19 protein-coding genes and 1 tRNA gene are annotated in these 17,567 nt (G+C 65.7%); 12 read left to right on the forward strand and 8 right to left on the reverse strand.

The genetic code is table 11. The features are described from left to right. Window positions 1-10 precede the first annotated feature (10 nt). On the reverse strand, window positions 11-760 hold the full coding sequence (locus ACPPVQ_RS15850; protein WP_426516098.1) for a phosphoglyceromutase: 750 nt from the start codon (window positions 758-760) through the stop codon (window positions 11-13). A 40-nt stretch (window positions 761-800) separates the two neighbouring features. Here ACPPVQ_RS15850 and ACPPVQ_RS15855 point away from each other — a divergent pair, with 40 nt between their 5' ends. After that, window positions 801-1,637: a class I SAM-dependent methyltransferase gene (locus tag ACPPVQ_RS15855; protein WP_426516099.1), complete on the forward strand. Its 837-nt coding sequence runs from the start codon at window positions 801-803 to the stop codon at window positions 1,635-1,637. On the opposite strand, the gene ACPPVQ_RS15860 is transcribed toward ACPPVQ_RS15855, so the two are convergent. The 3 genes from ACPPVQ_RS15860 to ACPPVQ_RS15870 form a co-directional block, all read right to left on the reverse strand. After that, window positions 1,634-2,764: a YgfZ/GcvT domain-containing protein gene (locus ACPPVQ_RS15860; protein ID WP_426516100.1), complete on the reverse strand. Its 1,131-nt coding sequence runs from the start codon at window positions 2,762-2,764 to the stop codon at window positions 1,634-1,636. The genes ACPPVQ_RS15855 and ACPPVQ_RS15860 overlap by 4 nt on opposite strands. Window positions 2,765-2,769: 5 nt before the next feature. Further along, entirely contained in the window at window positions 2,770-3,366 is a 597-nt protein-coding gene (locus ACPPVQ_RS15865; RefSeq protein ID WP_426516101.1) for an FABP family protein, read from the reverse strand. A gap of 154 nt (window positions 3,367-3,520) precedes the next feature. Beyond that, window positions 3,521-3,811: a hypothetical protein gene (locus tag ACPPVQ_RS15870; protein WP_426516102.1), complete on the reverse strand. Its 291-nt coding sequence runs from the start codon at window positions 3,809-3,811 to the stop codon at window positions 3,521-3,523. A 128-nt stretch (window positions 3,812-3,939) separates the two neighbouring features. Here ACPPVQ_RS15870 and ACPPVQ_RS15875 point away from each other — a divergent pair, with 128 nt between their 5' ends. The 8 genes from ACPPVQ_RS15875 to pstB all read left to right on the forward strand — a co-directional run bounded on the left by ACPPVQ_RS15875 (window position 3,940) and on the right by pstB (window position 12,847). Next, entirely contained in the window at window positions 3,940-4,632 is a 693-nt protein-coding gene (locus ACPPVQ_RS15875; protein WP_426516103.1) for a response regulator transcription factor, read from the forward strand. Then, entirely contained in the window at window positions 4,601-5,536 is a 936-nt protein-coding gene (gene mshD / locus ACPPVQ_RS15880) for a mycothiol synthase (RefSeq protein ID WP_426516104.1), read from the forward strand. Before ACPPVQ_RS15875 ends, mshD begins: the two co-directional genes overlap by 32 nt. 45 nt (window positions 5,537-5,581) lie before the next feature. Then, window positions 5,582-7,759, forward strand: coding sequence for an RNA degradosome polyphosphate kinase (locus ACPPVQ_RS15885; RefSeq protein WP_426516105.1), 2,178 nt, complete (start codon window positions 5,582-5,584; stop codon window positions 7,757-7,759). Next, a complete protein-coding gene (locus tag ACPPVQ_RS15890) occupies window positions 7,756-8,691 on the forward strand; it encodes an NUDIX hydrolase (protein ID WP_426516106.1) in 936 nt (311 codons plus the stop codon). The genes ACPPVQ_RS15885 and ACPPVQ_RS15890 overlap by 4 nt, the downstream gene beginning before the upstream one ends. Before the next feature lie 130 nt (window positions 8,692-8,821). Further along, the gene (gene pstS, locus ACPPVQ_RS15895; RefSeq protein WP_426516107.1) at window positions 8,822-9,919 is read left to right on the forward strand and encodes a phosphate ABC transporter substrate-binding protein PstS; all 1,098 of its coding nucleotides are present in this window, start codon (window positions 8,822-8,824) and stop codon (window positions 9,917-9,919) included. A gap of 95 nt (window positions 9,920-10,014) precedes the next feature. Next, entirely contained in the window at window positions 10,015-10,956 is a 942-nt protein-coding gene (pstC, locus tag ACPPVQ_RS15900; protein WP_426516108.1) for a phosphate ABC transporter permease subunit PstC, read from the forward strand. Beyond that, entirely contained in the window at window positions 10,956-12,041 is a 1,086-nt protein-coding gene (gene pstA / locus ACPPVQ_RS15905) for a phosphate ABC transporter permease PstA (protein ID WP_426516109.1), read from the forward strand. Before pstC ends, pstA begins: the two co-directional genes overlap by 1 nt. Before the next feature lie 26 nt (window positions 12,042-12,067). Next, a complete protein-coding gene (gene pstB, locus ACPPVQ_RS15910) occupies window positions 12,068-12,847 on the forward strand; it encodes a phosphate ABC transporter ATP-binding protein PstB (protein WP_426516110.1) in 780 nt (259 codons plus the stop codon). Window positions 12,848-13,055: 208 nt separating this feature from the next. Here pstB and ACPPVQ_RS15915 read toward each other — a convergent pair whose 3' ends face one another. After that, window positions 13,056-13,685 carry a DNA-directed RNA polymerase subunit beta gene (locus ACPPVQ_RS15915; protein ID WP_426516111.1) on the reverse strand — a complete coding sequence of 210 codons (630 nt, stop codon included), beginning with the start codon at window positions 13,683-13,685 and terminating at the stop codon, window positions 13,056-13,058. An 80-nt stretch (window positions 13,686-13,765) separates the two neighbouring features. On the opposite strand from ACPPVQ_RS15915, the gene ACPPVQ_RS15920 reads away from it, so the two are divergent. Then, window positions 13,766-13,838: transfer RNA gene (locus ACPPVQ_RS15920), tRNA-Lys, on the forward strand. Between the two features lie 428 nt (window positions 13,839-14,266). On the opposite strand, the gene ACPPVQ_RS15925 is transcribed toward ACPPVQ_RS15920, so the two are convergent. The 3 genes from ACPPVQ_RS15925 to ACPPVQ_RS15935 all read right to left on the reverse strand — a co-directional run bounded on the left by ACPPVQ_RS15925 (window position 14,267) and on the right by ACPPVQ_RS15935 (window position 16,105). Next, entirely contained in the window at window positions 14,267-14,671 is a 405-nt protein-coding gene (locus ACPPVQ_RS15925) for a hypothetical protein (protein ID WP_426516112.1), read from the reverse strand. Window positions 14,672-14,973: 302 nt separating this feature from the next. Further along, the gene (locus tag ACPPVQ_RS15930) at window positions 14,974-15,174 is read right to left on the reverse strand and encodes a hypothetical protein (protein WP_426516113.1); all 201 of its coding nucleotides are present in this window, start codon (window positions 15,172-15,174) and stop codon (window positions 14,974-14,976) included. A gap of 163 nt (window positions 15,175-15,337) precedes the next feature. Beyond that, the gene (locus tag ACPPVQ_RS15935; protein WP_426516114.1) at window positions 15,338-16,105 is read right to left on the reverse strand and encodes a hypothetical protein; all 768 of its coding nucleotides are present in this window, start codon (window positions 16,103-16,105) and stop codon (window positions 15,338-15,340) included. A gap of 276 nt (window positions 16,106-16,381) precedes the next feature. Between ACPPVQ_RS15935 and ACPPVQ_RS15940 the strand changes: the two genes are divergently transcribed. Then, on the forward strand, window positions 16,382-16,648 hold the full coding sequence (locus tag ACPPVQ_RS15940) for a type II toxin-antitoxin system Phd/YefM family antitoxin (protein WP_426516115.1): 267 nt from the start codon (window positions 16,382-16,384) through the stop codon (window positions 16,646-16,648). 142 nt (window positions 16,649-16,790) lie between these two features. Beyond that, complete coding sequence (locus ACPPVQ_RS15945) at window positions 16,791-17,444, forward strand: hypothetical protein (protein WP_426516116.1); 654 nt, start codon at window positions 16,791-16,793, stop codon at window positions 17,442-17,444. Window positions 17,445-17,567 lie beyond the last annotated feature (123 nt).

Raw genomic sequence — 17,567 nt, forward strand, 5'->3', positions numbered from 1 at the left:
GAGGGGCGGCTTACTTCTGGCCCTGGGCGGCGACAGCGGCCGCCCCGGCCGCCGCGGCCTCGGGGTCGAGGTATTCGCCCGGGGCGAGCGGCGCGAAGTTCTCGTCGAGCCGGTACACGAGCGGGATGCCGGTCGGGATGTTCAGTTCGGCGATGTCGTCGTCGGAGATCCCGTCGAGGTGCTTGACCAGCGCGCGCAGCGAGTTGCCGTGCGCGGTCACGAGCACCGTCTTGCCGGTCGCCACCTCAGCGGTGATGTCGGACTCCCAGTAGGGCAGCATGCGGTCGATGACGTCTTTGAGGCACTCCGTGCGCGGCAGGTCGTCGCCGAGTCCCGCGTAGCGCGGGTCGTTCGCCTGGGACCATTCGCTGTCGTCGGCGAGCGGAGGCGGCGGAACGTCGAACGAGCGGCGCCACAGCTGGAACTGCTCCGGACCGTACTTCTCGAGCGTCTCGGCCTTGTCGAGTCCCTGGAGTGCACCGTAGTGCCGCTCGTTGAGGCGCCACGACCGCTTCACGTCGATCCACAGCCGGTCGGCGACCTCGAGCGCGTAGTCCGCCGTCTGGATGGCCCGCGTGAGCACGGAGGTGAACAGGATGTCGGGAAGCAGGCCCGACTCGGCGAGCAGTTCGCCGGCACGCTTGGCCTCTGCGATGCCCTGTTCGCTGAGCCGAACGTCGACCCAGCCGGTGAACAGGTTCTTCTGGTTCCACTCGCTCTGACCATGGCGGAGGAGGATCAAGGTGTATGGCGAAGTCATGCTCCTAATCTACCGGGGCCGAAGATGCCACACTTGATGCATGGCGACGCGTGGACCGATCGGAACGGTCACCCGCGGCACGACCAACACCAACCGCCTGCGCCGGGTCGATCGCTGGATCGCCACCCTGCCGGTGCTCCGCAGCACCGCTGACCCGCTCGTGGTCGACCTCGGCTACGGGGCCAGCGGCGTCACGGCGCTCGAACTGCAGCAGCGCCTGGCGCGCACTCGACCGGATGTCCGGGTGCTGGGCCTCGAGATCGAGCCGGGTCGCGTGCGCACGGCTCTCGACCAGCTGGGCGAGGTCCGTGCCGGCACCACCCCCTTCGCCCCGGATGCGCGCGTCGACTTCGCGCTCGGAGGGTTCGAGGTGCCCGTTCCAGGTGGCCTGCGTCCGGCGATCATCCGCTCGTTCAACGTTCTCCGCCAGTACGAGGAGGCGGAGGTCGTGGGGGCATGGCACCGCATGACGGCCCGCCTCCAGCCCGGGGGCCTCCTCGTCGAGGGCACGTGCGACGAGATCGGCCGCATCTCCAGCTGGGTCGACGTCGCCGCAGACGGCCCGCGCCACCTGACGATCTCCCTGCGGCTCGACGGACTCGAGGCGCCGTCCATCGTCGCCGAACGACTGCCCAAGGTGCTCATCCACCGCAACATCGACGGCGAGCGCGTGCACGGCCTGCTGGCCGAACTCGACCGGCAGTGGAGGCACGCGTCCCCGCTCGCGGCCTACGGGCCCACGCAGCGCTGGATCGCCTCCGTCCAAGGGCTGCGCGCAGCGGGCTGGCCGGTCCGCGCCGGCCGCACCCGCTGGAAGCTCGGAGAGGTCACCGTCGACTGGTCGGCCGTGGAGCCTCGCGGATTCGCCTGGGGCTAACGCGTCGGCCGGGTGACCGCGCCGAGCCGCGGCAGGCGCGGCACGTGTGCCTCGGCTCCCGCGCCGGGCGGCACGACGACGACCTGGGCCGCCGCGACCGTCACGTCGCCGGCCTCGACCAGTAACGTCGCATCCGGATCCGTCGACCGTTTCACCACGGCCAGGGCGATCGGTCCGAGCTCGTGGTGCAGGGCGCTCGAAGTGACGAGGCCCACCTCTTTGCGCTCCCCCGCGGCGTCGACCTTCACGATGCTCCCGCGCGGGGGCAGCACACCCTCGGACCCGTCGAGATGCAGCATGACGAGCCGGCGGGGCGGATGGCCCAGATTGTGCACCTTGGCCACTGTCTCCTGGCCGCGATAGCAGCCCTTGGTCAGGTGGACCGCCGTGCGCAGCCAGTCCAGTTCGTGCGGAATCGTCTTCTCGTCGACTTCGGTCGCGAAACGGGGCCTCCAGGCTGCGATGCGGAGCGCCTCGACCGCGAGGAGCCCCGCGACGCCGAACTCTCCGCTGCGCACGCGTGCCACGACAGAAGCAAGCGCATCCCGCGGGATCAGAGTCTCGCTCCACGTCCAGCCGGAACCCGGGTGCTCGCCGATCGCGTACTGGTGGCCGCCGGGCGCGACCTCGCGCCAGGGGTCGTTCCAGACCAGGGGCACGCCGTTCGGTGCGGCGATCGGCAGCGCCGGCGAGCCGAGCGACCCGATGGTGGCGAGATCGGCGGTGCGGTCGGCGAGTTCTACGCGCAGCATGAAACGCATGCTCTGCAGCCAGGCGAGCAGCGCATCCGCTTCGTCGTGTTCGACGAGAAGCCAGAGCGTCTCACCGTCTTCGATGAGCCTGACCGCGTGCTCGAGTCGCCCGCTGGCGTCGAGCAGCAGCGTCTCCGACGATTCTCCGGCGGACAGGCCGAGCAGGTTCTGGCTCGTGATCGAGTTGAGCCAGGTCAGCCGGTCAGGGCCGGTGATCGACAGCACGGCGCGATTCGACAGGTCGACGATCGCACGGCCGGCCTCGAGTTCGCGCTGCTCAACGACGGGGTTGCCGTAGTGCGCGGCGACGCCGGCATCGCGATCGACCGAGTCGACGGCGCCAGAAAGGTCAAGGAAGGGGGATGCGGTGGTCATGGGGCTCATTCCGCCTTCGCGAGGCGTCCGGATGCGTGCGAGGCCAGCTCCTGGCCGAGGGCGGCGATATCCCACGCCCAGAGCAGGTGGTTGTCGACCAGCCCGTAGAGCCGGGTCGCCGCCGCATACTCTTTCGCGGATGCGGTGCGCATCACAGCATCCGTCGCAAGATCGATGCGCGGACCCTTCACCTGGCCCAGGTAGATCTCGGTGACACCGTCGGGATGCACGATCGCCACGTCGATGTCGAAGCCGCCCGCGGAATTGCGGAGGGCCTCCACCGACTGCGCCGTCGTGAACGGCCGGGCCCCGACACCCGGCAGCATCGCCGGACCGGGGTCGCCTTCGATGAGCTGCCGGCTGAGCCGCCAGTAGCCGGTCTCCGCGACCAGCGGCGTTCGATTCTCGTCGATCAGCCACGAATACGAGTTGTAGTTCAGGTACGGCAGCCCGTCATGGCTGAAGCTGATGCGCTGCCCGAACTCCAGCTGCACGTGCTCGTCTCCAGCGGTGTAGTCGAGAACGCCTGAGCCCTCCCAGACCCCGATGAGCCAGGAGAGGGGAACGAGTTCGGCCGGAAGGTCGGTGGGGATCTCGATCATGGCGGAAGCCTTCGTCGCGTCTAGCGCTGGCCCCGGAAGAGGTTGTAGACGACTACGACGGAGACGCCGGCTATCGCAAGGGTGGCCAGCCCGAGAAGGCCGACGAAAAGGAGTTCGAGGGTCACCAGCATGATTCGAGTCTACTGGTTCCGGTTCACCGCACTGCCGCAACGACGGCGAGCACCGCACCCGCGAGTCCGAGGATCACGAACGCGCCGACCACACTCGCCGCGAGGCGGTCGACGAAGCCCTCCCTCTGCTGCGTCGCGATTTGTGCCGCGAGGGCACCGGTCACGCACCCGGCGAGCGCCAGCGCGAGCCACGACGCGTAGGCGTGAGGGTCGCAGACCACTCCGATGACGACCGCGAAGACGACCGCGGCGGCCCAGACGCTCAGGATGCTCGTCCAGCGCAGCGACGGGGGCAGGTTCTCGGACTCGCTCACGGTCCTATTCTGCCCCCGACCGGTGCACATCCGAACCCTGCTGTGCACGATCGACGATCCCCGATCACGCGAGGGGCGCGGAATGCATCTCCGCTAGGATTGCGGCACAGTACGTACAGGAGGTCTGGGTGGCGCAGTTGTTGATCCTCACCTCTGCGCCCGACGCGGAGGTGCTGCCGTCGCTTGCGCTCCTGAGCCATCGCGCCCGGCAGATCCCGGCCGAACCTGCGGCGCTGGTGAACGCGCCCAGCTGCGACCTGATATTCGTCGACGCCCGCCGCGACCTGGCCAGCGCGAAGTCGCTCTGCAAGATCCTGACCACCACGGGTATCAACGTTCCCCTCCTGCTCGTCCTCACCGAGGGCGGCCTCACCGCAGTGAGCGCCGACTGGGGCGTCAACGACGTCGTGCTCGAGACGGCGGGGCCGGCAGAAGTGGATGCGCGCATCCGTCTCGCGATCGGCCGCCAGACCCAGGAGCACTCGCAGACCAAGATCCAGGCGTCGGGCGTCACCATCGACGAGGCGAGCTATTCGGCGAAGGCCCACGGCCGCCAGCTCGACCTGACGTTCAAAGAATTCGAACTCCTCCGCTTCTTCGCCACGCATCCTTCGCGGGTGTTCACGCGTGAGCAGCTCCTCAGCGAAGTCTGGGGTTACGACTACTTCGGCGGAACTCGCACCGTCGACGTGCACGTCCGGCGGTTGCGCGCCAAACTCGGCGACCTCGAATCGCTGATCGGAACCGTGCGGAACGTCGGGTACCGATTCAACGTGTACGAAGAGGACAATGAGCGACTCCCTACGCCTCTCCGTCCCTGACCTCGCCGACACAGAGCAGGCCACCGGGTTCTTCCGGGTTGCGGATGCCGCGATCGACGTCGACGGATACGACCCGTTCAACGAGCAGGCGCGCCTCGATGTGCACTCGGGCCGCCGCACGCCCATCGTCGCGACCGTCTGGTCGGAGGCCGAACACTCGCGTCCCATCGGCGCCGCGATCGTCGGGCGGGGGGAGCTCGACCTGGTCATCGATCCGCTGTTCCGGGGCAAGGGCTACGGCTCGGTCGCGCTTCGCGGACTGCTCGCCACCGCCAGGGGCAACCTCACCGCGTGGTCGCACGGTGACCATCCTGCTGCGCGCGTGCTGGCCGACCACCACGGGTTCCTGCCGGTCCGCAGGCTGCTCCAGCTGAGATCGGGGCCGCTCAGCGCATCCGCCGATGCAACCGGGCGTGCGTCGCATGCCCGGCACCGTGACGGCGTGACGATCGAGCCGTTCCGCGACGGCGATGAGGACGAGTGGGTCGAGCTGAACGCGCGGATCTTCGAGTCGCATCCGGAACAGGGGCGGCTCACCGTCGACGACCTGCGCGCGCGACAGGCGGAGCCCTGGTATGAGGCGAAGGACTTCCTCATCGCCCGCGACCAGCACGGGCGCATCGTCGGCTACGACTGGGTGAAGGCCGAACCGGATGCGGTGGACGGCGAAATCTACGTGCTCGGCGTCGACCCCGCGCACCCGGGGCGAGGAACGGGACGAGCCCTCCTGCTCGCCGGGCTCGAACGGCTTGCCGAGCGCGGGCGCACGACTGCAACCGTCTCCATCGAGGCTGACGACTCGTCCGCGGTGCGCCTGTACCACCAGCTCGGCTTCACCGAACACACTGTCGACGTCCAGTACCGACGCAGGATCGATTCCGACGGAGCGTTTTCCACCCATTAACCTCGCGCGCCACCACAGCCTGCACTCCGGTGCAATGATGTTGGGATGGACGGCGAGAACATCCTCCTCGATACAGGGCTCGGCAGCGACTTCGACGACGACTTCGCTCCATTCGTATACGAGCCAGACCCGAGCCTGCCCGAAGACCGGTATCTCGACCGCGAACTCAGCTGGCTCGCATTCAACCAGCGCGTGCTCGAACTCGCCGAAGACCCCGACCTCCCCGTTCTCGAGCGGGCGAACTTCCTGGCGATCTTTGCGAGCAACCTCGACGAGTTCTTCATGGTCCGCGTCGCAGGGCTGAAGCGGCGCATCCTGACCGGCCTCGCCGTGCCGACGAACGTCGGTCGCGCCCCACAAGACGTTCTCGCCGACATCTCGGAGAAGGCGCACGAACTGCAGGTCAGGCATGCTGCCTGCTACCGCGAACTCGTGCTGCCCGTGCTCGAAGAGTCCGGTATCACCGTCGTCAACTGGGACACCCTCGACGCCGCCGACCGCGTGCAGATGCGCGACATCTTCTCGCAGCAGATCTTCCCGGTGCTGACGCCGCTCGCCGTCGACCCTGCGCATCCGTTCCCATACATCTCGGGGCTCTCGCTCAACCTTTCGGTGCGCGTGCGCAACTCGCGCACGGGCAAGGAGCAGTTCGCCCGCCTCAAGGTGCCGCAGATGCTCCCCCGCTTCGTGCGCATCGACCAGCGCGAGAGCGTCGACCAGCTGAGGTTCATCCCTCTCGAAGACCTGATCGCGAATCACCTCGGCGACCTCTTCCCCGGCATGGAGATCCTCGACCACCACATCTTCCGCGTCACCAGGAACGAAGACGTTGAGGTAGACGAAGACGAGACCGAGAACCTCATCCAGGCGCTCGAGAAAGAACTCCTGCGTCGCCGCTTCGGGCCGCCCATCCGGCTCGAAGTCACCGACGACATGGATGCTGTGACGCTCGGCCTCCTCGTCCGCGAACTCGACGTCACCGAACAAGAGGTCTACCGCCTCCCATCCCCGCTCGACCTGGGCGGGCTGTTCGACCTCGCGAAGATCGACCGTCCCGACCTGCACTACCCCAATCACGTGCCGACCACCGCGCCGCAACTCATGCCGCGCGAGCCGAACGCCCAGCCCGACGTGTTCGCATCGGTCGCCCGGCAGGACATCCTGCTGCACCACCCGTACGAATCGTTCGCGACCAGCGTGCAGGCCTTCCTCGAGCAGGCTGCCGCCGACCCACACGTGCTGGCCATCAAGCAGACCCTCTACCGCACCTCCGGCGACAGCCCCATCGTCGAAGCCCTCATCGACGCGGCGGAATCCGGCAAGCAGGTACTCGCCCTCGTCGAGATCAAAGCGCGGTTCGACGAGCAGAACAACATCTCGTGGGCCCGCAAGCTCGAGAAGGCCGGAGTGCATGTCGTCTACGGGCTCGTGGGGCTCAAGACGCACTGCAAGCTCGCCCTCGTCGTGCGGCAGGAGAAGGGCGTCCTGAAGCACTACAGCCACATCGGCACGGGCAACTACAACCCCAAGACGAGCCGCATCTACGAAGATCTCGGGCTGCTCACCGCAGACGACCAGGTCGGCAAAGACCTCACCCGGCTCTTCAACGAGCTCTCCGGCTACGCGATCGAGAAGAAATTCAAGCGACTGCTGGTCGCGCCGCTCCACCTGCGCAAGGGGCTGCTCAAGCGCATCCAGGTCGAAACCGAGAACGCGCTGGCGGGAAAACCCTCCGGCATCCGCATCAAGCTGAACTCGATCGTCGACGAGGCCATCATCGATTCGCTCTACCGTGCGAGCGAGGCCGGGGTGCCGGTCGACCTCTGGGTCCGGGGCATCTGCGGGCTGAGGCCGGGTGAGCCGGGGCTCTCGTCGAACATCCGGGTCCGTTCCATCCTCGGCCGCTACCTCGAGCATTCGCGCATCTTCTCGTTCCTCAACGGTGGCGACCCGCAGGTGTACATCGGCAGCGCCGACATGATGCACCGCAATCTCGACCGGAGGGTCGAAGCTCTCGTCAGGCTCGCCGATCCCGCACACCTGGCCGAACTCGACGCCCTCTTCAACCGCGCGTTCGACGAACGCACCTCGGCCTGGACGCTCGACTCCGAAGGCGTCTGGACGCGGCACCACCTCGACGAGGCCGGCGAACCCCTCGACGACCTCCAGAACAAGCTCATGCAGCAGATCGCCCACCGGCCGCGTGCGGGGTCGAGGCGGTGACGGCAGCGATCTACGCTGCCGGGGCCGTCTGCTGGCGCATCGTCGACGGCAAGACGATGATCCTCGTCGTCCACCGGACCAAGTACGGCGACGTCACCATCCCCAAGGGCAAAGTCGACCCCGGCGAGACACTTCCCCAGACGGCCGTGCGGGAGATCGGCGAAGAGACCGGGCTCTCGGTGGCCCTGGGCGTACCGCTCGGGGTCTCGACCTACCCGCTCTCGAGCGGCCGCGACAAGATCGTGCATTACTGGGCCGCCGAAGTCTCCGACGCGGCGATCGCCCGGTCGACGTTCGTGCCCAACGGCGAGATCGCTGCGCTGGAATGGGTGACCATCAAGAAGGCGCGCGGGTACCTCACGTACGAGCGCGACGTCGAGATCCTCGACACGTTCGCAAAACTGCTGGCCGAAGGCGTCAGCACGACCTTCGCCCTCATCGCGCTGCGCCACGGCAAGGCCGCTCCCCCGCAGACCTGGGACGGGCCGGACACGACACGTCCTCTCACCGAGCGCGGGGTGCTCCAGGCGGCGAGCGACGCGCCGACGATCGAAGCATGGCGCCCCCGCAAGATCGTGACCAGCCCCGCGGTGCGGTGCGTGGCCACGGTGGCGCCGCTGGCCGCATCCACCGGCATCGTGCCCAAACACGAATCAGGCATCAGCCAGGATGCGTACGAGCGCGGCCATGCCACCATCCGTCACGTCATCGGCAAGCGTGTGCGATCGCGCAAGAGCGCCGTGCTCTGCAGCCACGGACCGGTGCTGCCCGAGATCCTGCGGGAGATCGCACTCGCGACCGGGACCGTGCCCGGCTCCTACCTGAGCAGCGCCGCCGACCTCGAGACCGGCGGTTTCTCTGTCGTTCACCTCTCGTCGACGAACCCCAGCTCGGGCATCATCGCGATCGAGACGTACTCCCCGGCGATCTGAGCCAAGTACACACCGCTCGTTAACCTTCCGTTTACCATCACGAGGGACGCTCGTAAGGCACCGGGAATAGCGTCGCTGGCGGGTCAGCACCGACCCAACGTCCTGTCAATGATCCCCGGAAGGGACAACTGTGAAACTCAAGCGTTATGGCGCTACTCTGGCCATCCTGGCCGCCGCCGCCATCTCTCTGACCGCATGCGCTTCGAACGAAGGCGGAAGCACAGCGTCGACCACCTCGAAGGCCCCTTCGAACCTGTCCGGCACGCTCAACGGCATCGGGTCCTCCGCACAGGGCACCGCCCAGACCACCTGGATCGCGGGCTTCCAGACCGACAACCCGAAGGTCACCATCAACTACGACCCGCAGGGTTCCGGCGCCGGCCGCACCAGCTTCATCTCCGGTGCAGCCGACTTCGCCGGTTCGGACGCCTACCTCAAAGACGCCGAGCTCGCGATGGACTTCAAGGGCTGCGCCGCCGGCACCAAGGGTATCGACCTCCCGGTCTACATCTCGCCGATCGCAATCGCATACAACGTCGACGGCCTGACGGACCTCAAACTCGACGCCGCCACGATCGCCGGCATCTTCAACGGCTCGATCAAGACGTGGAACGACCCGAAGATCGCTGCACTCAACTCGGGTGCGTCGCTCCCTTCGGCCCCGATCACCGTCGTGCACCGCTCGGACGACTCCGGCACCACGCAGAACTTCACCGACTACCTCGCCCAGAACGCACCGACGGTGTGGACGAAGCCTGCCGGCCAGACCTTCCCCTACACGGTCGGTGACGCTGCCAAGGGCACCTCGGGTGTTGCAGACGCCACGAAGAACGCGAAGAACAGCATCACCTACATCGACGAGTCCGGTTCGGCCGGCCTCAGCATCGCGCAGCTCAAGGTGGGCAGTACGTTCAACAAGATCAGCGCATCCGGTGCTGCCGATGTCGTCGCCAAGTCGCCGCTCGCAACCGGGCGTCCCGCCAACGACCTTGCGATCAAGATCGACCGCACGAACACCGACCAGGGCGCATGGCCCCTGGTGCTCGTCAGCTACATCATCGCCTGCCAGCAGTACAGCGACTCGGCCAAGGCCGGGCTCGTGAAGGGCTACGCCGACTACGTCGTCAGCGACGCAGCACAGCAGGCCGCATCACAGCAGGCCGGTTCGGCCCCGCTGTCGAAGGACCTGGCCTCCAAGGTCAGCGCCTCGATCGCTACCATCAAGTAGCACCTGAAGCGTTCGGCCTGGACGCGCGAGCGTCCAGGCCGAACCGCTGGGGTTAACAGCCCCACAACCTCAGACCCGATGAGAGAAAGACAGGAATGACCACCGGAACCGCAGGCGCCATCAGAGCCAAGGTCCGCCTCGGCGATCGCGTCTTCTCCACCAGCACCGTCATCGCCGGGTCGCTCATCCTGGCCACGCTGGCCGCCGTTGCGATCTTCCTGATCATTCAGAGCATCCCGGCCATCACGGCCCCGGCGGGCACGCTGCCGAACAATGCATCCAACTTCTGGGTCTACGTCTGGCCCCTCGTCTTCGGCACGATCTGGGCCGCGCTGCTCGCGCTCATCATCGCGACTCCGCTCTCCATCGGTATCGCCCTGTTCATCTCGCACTACGCCCCGCGCCGCGTCGCGCAGACGCTCGGCTACATCATCGACCTGCTGGCCGCCGTTCCCTCCGTCGTCTACGGCCTTTGGGGCATCGCGACCCTCGCCGTCTTCGTCCAGCCCTTCTACGTATGGCTGGGCACCTACGTCGGATGGTTCCCGCTCTTCGCGCCGCCCGTCTCCGGCACTGGGCGCACCATCCTCACCGCCTCGATCGTGCTCGCGGTCATGGTCATCCCGATCATGACCGCGATCTGCCGCGAGGTCTTCCTGCAGACCCCCAGGCTCCACGAAGAGGCCGCCCTCGCCCTGGGAGCCACCAAATGGGAGATGGTGCGCATGGCCGTGCTGCCCTTCGCCCGCTCCGGGATCATCTCGGCCATCATGCTCGGACTCGGGCGCGCGCTCGGCGAGACGCTCGCCATCGCCATGGTGCTCTCTCCGGCCATCATCGTGAAATTCGCTGTGCTCCAGGCTCAGAGTCCGAACACCATCGCAGCGAACATCGCGCTGCAGTTCCCCGAAGCGACCGGCATCTCCACCAACGCGCTCATCGCATCCGGACTCGTGCTCTTCATCGTCACGCTGCTGATCAACATGCTGGCGCGCTACATCGTCAATCGCCGCAAGGCCTTCTCTGGAGCGAACTGATGAGCACTGCGACGGTCAACCGGCCCATGGTCAACTCGCTCACCACGGGCAAGCTCCCCCGGGGATCGACCTGGATGATCCTGGCCGGGAGCTGGGTCATCTTCGGCGCGATCTTCGGCATCCTCGCCGCAGCCGGGGTCACCAAGAACTTCAACATCGTCGGCGCGATCTTCTTCGGCACGGTGCTCTTCGACGTCGTGATCTACCTGACGTCACTGCTGGTGGAGGGCTCCCGCAAAGCCACCGACCGCCTCGTGACCTCCCTTGTCGCGACAGCGTTCATCATCGCCCTGCTCCCGCTCGTCTCCCTCGCCTGGACCGTGCTCGTGAACGGCCTGGCCCGCTTCGACCTGGCGTTCTTCAGCGAATCGATGCGCAACGTGATCGGCGAAGGCGGCGGCGCCCTGCACGCCATCGTCGGCACGCTGATCGTCACCGCGATCGCAACAGTGATCTCCGTGCCGATAGGCATCCTCACCTCCATCTACCTGGTCGAATACGGTCGGGGTGCTCTCGCGCGCGGCATCACGTTCTTCGTCGACGTGATGACCGGCATCCCCTCGATCGTCGCCGGCCTGTTCGCCTACGCCCTGTTCGCGCTCCTGTTCGGGCCGGCCATCCGCAACGGGTTCATGGGCTCGATCGCCCTGTCAGTCCTCATGATCCCGGTCGTCGTGCGATCGAGCGAAGAGATCCTGCGACTGGTGCCGAACGAACTCCGCGAGGCGTCGTACGCGCTCGGAGTCCCGAAGTGGCTGACAGTGCTCAAGATCGTGCTGCCCACGTCGATCGCCGGACTGACCACCGGCATCATGCTGGCCATCGCGCGTGTCATCGGCGAGACCGCGCCGCTGCTCATCGTCTGCGGCTTCACGACGAGCATGAACTACGACCCCTTCAATGACCGGATGATGACCTTGCCGGTCTTCGTCTACACGCAATACACGCAGGCTGCCGGAATCAACGCACAGGCCTCCATCGACCGCGCCTGGACGGGTGCCCTCGCCCTCATCCTCATCGTGATGCTGCTCAACCTCATCGCGCGCATCATCGCCAGAGCTTTCGCCCCCAAGTACGGCCGCTGAGCGGTCCGCCAAACCCAAGGAACAGTGTGTCCAAGCGCATCGAAGTCAACGACCTGAACGTCTACTACAGCAGTTTCCTCGCTGTCGAAGGCGTCTCCCTCACCATCGAACCCCGCACGGTGACTGCATTCATCGGCCCGAGCGGTTGCGGCAAGTCGACGTTCCTTCGCACACTGAACCGCATGCACGAGGTCATCCCGGGTGCCCGTGTCGAGGGCGACGTGCTGATCGACGGCAACAACCTCTACGGCCCCGGGGTCGACCCGGTGCTGGTGCGCCGCCAGGTCGGAATGGTCTTCCAGCGGCCCAACCCGTTCCCGACGATGTCGATCCGCGACAACGTGCTTGCGGGGGTCAAACTCAACAACCGGCGCATGTCGAAGAGCGAGTCCGACGAACTCGTCGAGCGGTCGCTGCGCGGCGCGAACCTCTGGAACGAGGTCAAGGACCGCCTCGCGCTGCCCGGATCCGGCCTTTCAGGCGGCCAGCAGCAGCGCCTCTGCATCGCGCGTGCGATCGCCGTCTCCCCCGACGTGCTGCTGATGGACGAGCCGTGCTCGGCACTGGACCCGATCTCGACTCTCGCCATCGAAGACCTCATCGAAGAGCTCAAGAACGACTACACGATCGTGATCGTCACGCACAACATGCAGCAGGCGTCGCGCGTCTCCGATCGCACCGCGTTCTTCAACATCGCCGGCACAGGCAAGCCGGGCAAGCTCATCGAATACAACGACACGAACATGATCTTCTCGAACCCGAGCGTGCAGGCCACCGAAGACTACGTTTCGGGTCGCTTCGGCTGAGTCCTCAGCACAATCACCTCTGATGCGGCATCCGGTCACCGGGTGCCGCATCAGCTTTAAGAGCAAGAGGCCGGGCCGCAGAACGCCTCTCGGCGCGAGGCCGCTCGGAGCGGCGAATATTGGAGCCCGGGGTTACTGCGGCCCGACCGACAACAAGTTTACCCGAGCCGCGGGGCCAGGAACGCGCCCCGCGTTCGCGACGAGTGAACTATTCGAGCGATTCGTGGCGCCACAGGCGTGCGCAGCTGGTGAGTTCTTCTGCGGTCTTCGTGAACCGGAGCGCGCGCGTCGTGAGTTCGCTTGCCCTCACCGGTTCGGTGGCATCCAGGTCGTCGGCCACGCTGGTGCAGCCGGCCGCCGTCACCCTGCAGAACGCGGCCGCCCGCTCGAGCGCGACCGCGAAGTCCCCTTCGAACACGCCACGCAGGATGCGGTCCGCGAGTTCGGTGATCTCCGCGGGCCCCGTAGGCATGGATGCTCCGGCCACCACAGGATCGATCGTCCCGATCACCTCGGTGCCGCGCTGGAACAGGTAGCTGGTTCCCTCCGGGTCCTGCCTGATCAGCAGCCGGATCAGGTAGATGCGCCAGAGCGCGCCGGGCAGGCTCTTGGGGTTCGCCCGCGCCCAGAGCTCGGCGATGGCGTCGATGCCGTTCTGGTCGGTGAACGCGACGAGACGGTCGACGACCTCCGGATCCGGATCGTTGCGCACGCGAGCGAGAAGCGCGTTCGCCGTTTCGTGCGCGACCCGGCTGATCTGGGCCGGATCCTCGCCGCCCTTGTACGCCTCGAATTTGCTGCCGGAGAACTTGGTCGGCTTGTGGAATTCGTCGCTCATGCGGTCGTGTCCCTCCTCGAAACCGTCTCGATCGCGCGCGTGCGCGAGTGGTTCCAATCCACGGTAGATTAGTCCGGTACGGGCCTGTAGCTCAGTTGGTAGAGCATCGGACTTTTAATCCGCGGGTCGTGGGTTCGAGCCCCACCGGGCCCACCCTTACAAACATTGGGATTCCAGCCCATCGCCGGTCTATCAGGACCGTGTGTTAGGCATCAGGACATCCATGACGGAACTGCATCAATAGACCCCTGACCATTCGGTCGTTTTTGGTCCTGACACGGCCGCCCGATGCGCCGGGAGGTGCGGTGACGACCGTCTGCGTCGAGCATGGGATCTCGTGGGAGTTGTTCTTTTGCGATCAAACGCCATGCTTCCGTCGAGGGCCAGGCCGCTGCATTGGAGCCTCGAACCCGACGACCGAAGTCGAGCCCGAATCGGACCGACGACAAAGTTAGGCACAGGCGATCGGGGTTAGGGCTGCGCTGGAGCAGTCGGGCTTGATCATGGGCCGATCACGAGAATGCGCTCCGCCCGTACCCAATGATCACCCCGACCGACGAGACGGCGTGGCCGCCGACGCGCTACGACCTCGATCGACGCGCGCTGTCGTGGGCCGTCGGTGGTGCTTGGATCGCACGGCTAAACGTGCGCCATGCCGGGTCGCAGAGTTCAACCATGAGCTCGATCTCGGCAAGCGTCGCCGCGGGTACTGTGCCAATCTTCTCCGCCAGATCCGATTCGCTACTTATATCGAACATCCAGGTGCACGGAATCGCACCGTCGATCGGTAGCGCCATTCGAACCACCCCGCTAAACGCGAATCCCTCCAAAGCAGGGACCGAAACTTCAATCGCCGTCCCGGTGATGTCGGTCGCCGCCGGCGCAACAATCTGAATGCCCCGGAGCGACGTGCCCCCGACCGAATGAAGAAGCACAACAGGGCGAGGCTGGTCAAAATTTGCCAACCATACTTCTCCTGCGTTCACCTACATTCCTTTTCCGTGGAGTCGATCTGTGGTCGGGCCAGTTTTGCACTCCGGGCGACGAAAAGCCTCAAATAATCATGAAAACGGACGATCCGACGACAACTAAATGGGAAGTAGTCGAAACCAAGAACGATGGAGGCCAACCAAAAGGAAGGCCGAGCAGGCACTTTAAGTGGACTGCTCTCGCAACCCAATGAATGACAGGGGTTCCGTGTAAACCAGGTTGCATGGCAAATCGGGGGATTTCCGGCAAAGCCAGACGACGCGAGGCGTCTTACGTACGACAGCGCCAAGCACACGATTCAGCTGCGATTCGTCACGCTGAAGAGCGCGAACGCGAAGCCGCACAGCGGCACGCCGCCGACGCGTTGTCGGATCTCCAGGCCAGATGGGGCACGCGCGCCGACGCCCTCAAACGGTTGACCCAGGTTTCGCAGATCCTCAGTCGACTCCGGGCCGAGCAGGACGCCGTACGTCTCGATCGGGATGACCTCGTCGCTCAACTCCGAGAGGTGGGCGAGAGCTGGAACTCCCTCGCGGCACGGACCGGCTTGAGCCGGCAAGCACTCAACAAACGAAACCCTCGCGCAGAACAACCGAACGCGCAGTAGCAGATCCTGGTAGCCGAGCCGCTGTCAGGGTCGCATGGGCGGGCGACGCTCGATCTCAGCTGTACCGGGGCTCGCGGATTGCTTGGCCTTCGATACCAGGGAGGGCGAGGAGCTCACGCACAAGCTCCCGCGGGCCCGCCACCACCGTGTATGGCGCATCGACCTCGATTGAAAGGCACCACGTCTCGTCCGCCGGCCAGATCAACTGGGGCATGATCCCTGTTTCGTCGTCTGGAGCCCACCCGAGCCCTGCGTGGTGCGGCCAGTCCGGTCGTGCGAGTTCGTCGAGGCTCGTTGATCCGAGAGCGTATCTCCGAGCAGGCAGATCGAAACGCGGCTCACCGAACTCGCGGACCTCGCCGCGCATGGCACGTTCGTACGCGCCGCTTTCGAAACGGTCCATCGCCTCAAGTCGGGGGTCAGTCGCCTGACGCTTCTGCTCGATCGGGTCAGGAATCGGCTCGGGGGCGTTCTCCGCTTCGTCATCGAACGCTGTGTACAAAGCGACGCTGGAGGCCCCGAACCCCCACCCTTCCCAGACCGCAACCGTGATCTCGTCGGGCCGAGCGGTGTGCGACCGCAGCGCCGGAACGAATGACGCGAGTAAGGCTGGGTCAATGCGTCCTTCGTCGGGCCACCGGGCCTGCCAGCCGTCTGGCCACGCGTCTGCTGTGCCATTAGCTGTGATATCTCGCCATTCGCTGGCGGAGTCGAGGCGCACGTTGTTGCGAGCGGCCACATCCGCCCACCGCCAGATCGCCTCGTGGTCGTCCGAGAGATGATATGCGTCAACGGGGTTCAGGATCCGGGCGTACGCGGGCATCCCTGAGGGCACCATCAATCCAAGCTCGGGGATGCGTTCCTGTAACCAACGCCCTCGGAGCGGATCGACAAACCAGTCCATCCGACGATCATGCCACCAACGGCGTCAGGATCGCTGCGCGGGGATCTCACTCGACCGCGTAACGGAACGCCCACGTCAAGCACCCAAGACAGGTGCGAAGCGGGACGCCTGGGCTGGCCGGAACGACGCGCGGTTCCCACGACTGGACTTGCCCCACCCATTCTTGGTTGGCCCGCGGCGCACTACCTTGAGTGGATGGAGACCGTGACACATCGTGAGATGCGCAACCGCAGCGCCGACATCCTGCGCCACGTCGAAGCCGGAGAGTCGCTGCAGGTAACCAACAACGGCCATCTGGCGGCGCTCATCATCCCGGTGGGCGGCGACCCACTCGACAGACTCATCGCTCGAGGCGAGGCACGGGCTGCAAACGCCGGCGCTGACACGCTGGCACCTATCAAGCGCGTTGTATCGCCGGTGAGTTCGCGCGAGTTGATCGAGGACAGCCGTAGCCGCTGGTGACGGTTGTCCGCCTGGACACGTCCGCCGCGATGAAAGTCGTGGTCGAGGATTTCCGAATCTGCAGCGCTGGCGACTCAACTCAGCGGTTCATCCCTGAGGGCCAACTATTGAACTTCTATTGTCGTTTGACTATATTTGTTCAATGCAGTTGAGTTTGTCCGAATACGCCGAAGCTCGTGGGGTCTCACGGCAACGCGCCCTTGCCCTCATCAACTCTGGGCAAGTCAAAGCAAAGCGCATTGGACGCTCGTGGGTGATCGACCAGCTTGAGGTCAACCAGAAGCCGGCGAGCAGTCGGCCGCTGAGTTCGAGGATGGCCCGCCTGCTCATCAGCGCAATGTCCGGTGAAAAACTCAAGCTCGATTCGCAGGAGCGCTTCTTCCTCCACAGATACGTGGAACGCGTTCGGCGCGAAGATTCTCCATTGCGACTATTGAATTCTTGGTTGCGTTCCCGCCAGATCCGTGTGGTCGACGTCGCCGCCAACCCGGCTGACATTGTCGAGATCTCCTCTGACCGCCGAGTCATCGCGTCCGGCATCAGCGACAGTCGAGCCGGCCTCTCTTCAGCTCGCGAATTCGAGGGATACGTCGAAGCGTCCAACCTCGACCGGTTCCTGCGCGACAACCTCCTGCTCGAGTCAGACGCGCCGAATGTCCGCCTCCACGTGGTCGAAGAAATGCCGGACGCGCCTATCCCGATTGGTTTCGTCATCGCAGATCTGATCGATTGGAACCGTCCACGCGAAGACGGACGCGCTATCGAACTTCTGAAGGACGTCACGTGGCCGCATTAGAACTACCGGACATGACCCCGAGGCAAGAGGCCTCGTGGCGCGGGATCATCGCGGTGGCACAACGTGTTTCGCGAGGGTGGTGCCTGGTCGGGGGTCAAATGGTCCAACTCTGGTGCTGGGAAC

Origin of the sequence: Leifsonia sp. McL0618, from assembly GCF_049994905.1 — a bacterium.
Lineage (GTDB): Bacteria > Actinomycetota > Actinomycetes > Actinomycetales > Microbacteriaceae > Diaminobutyricibacter.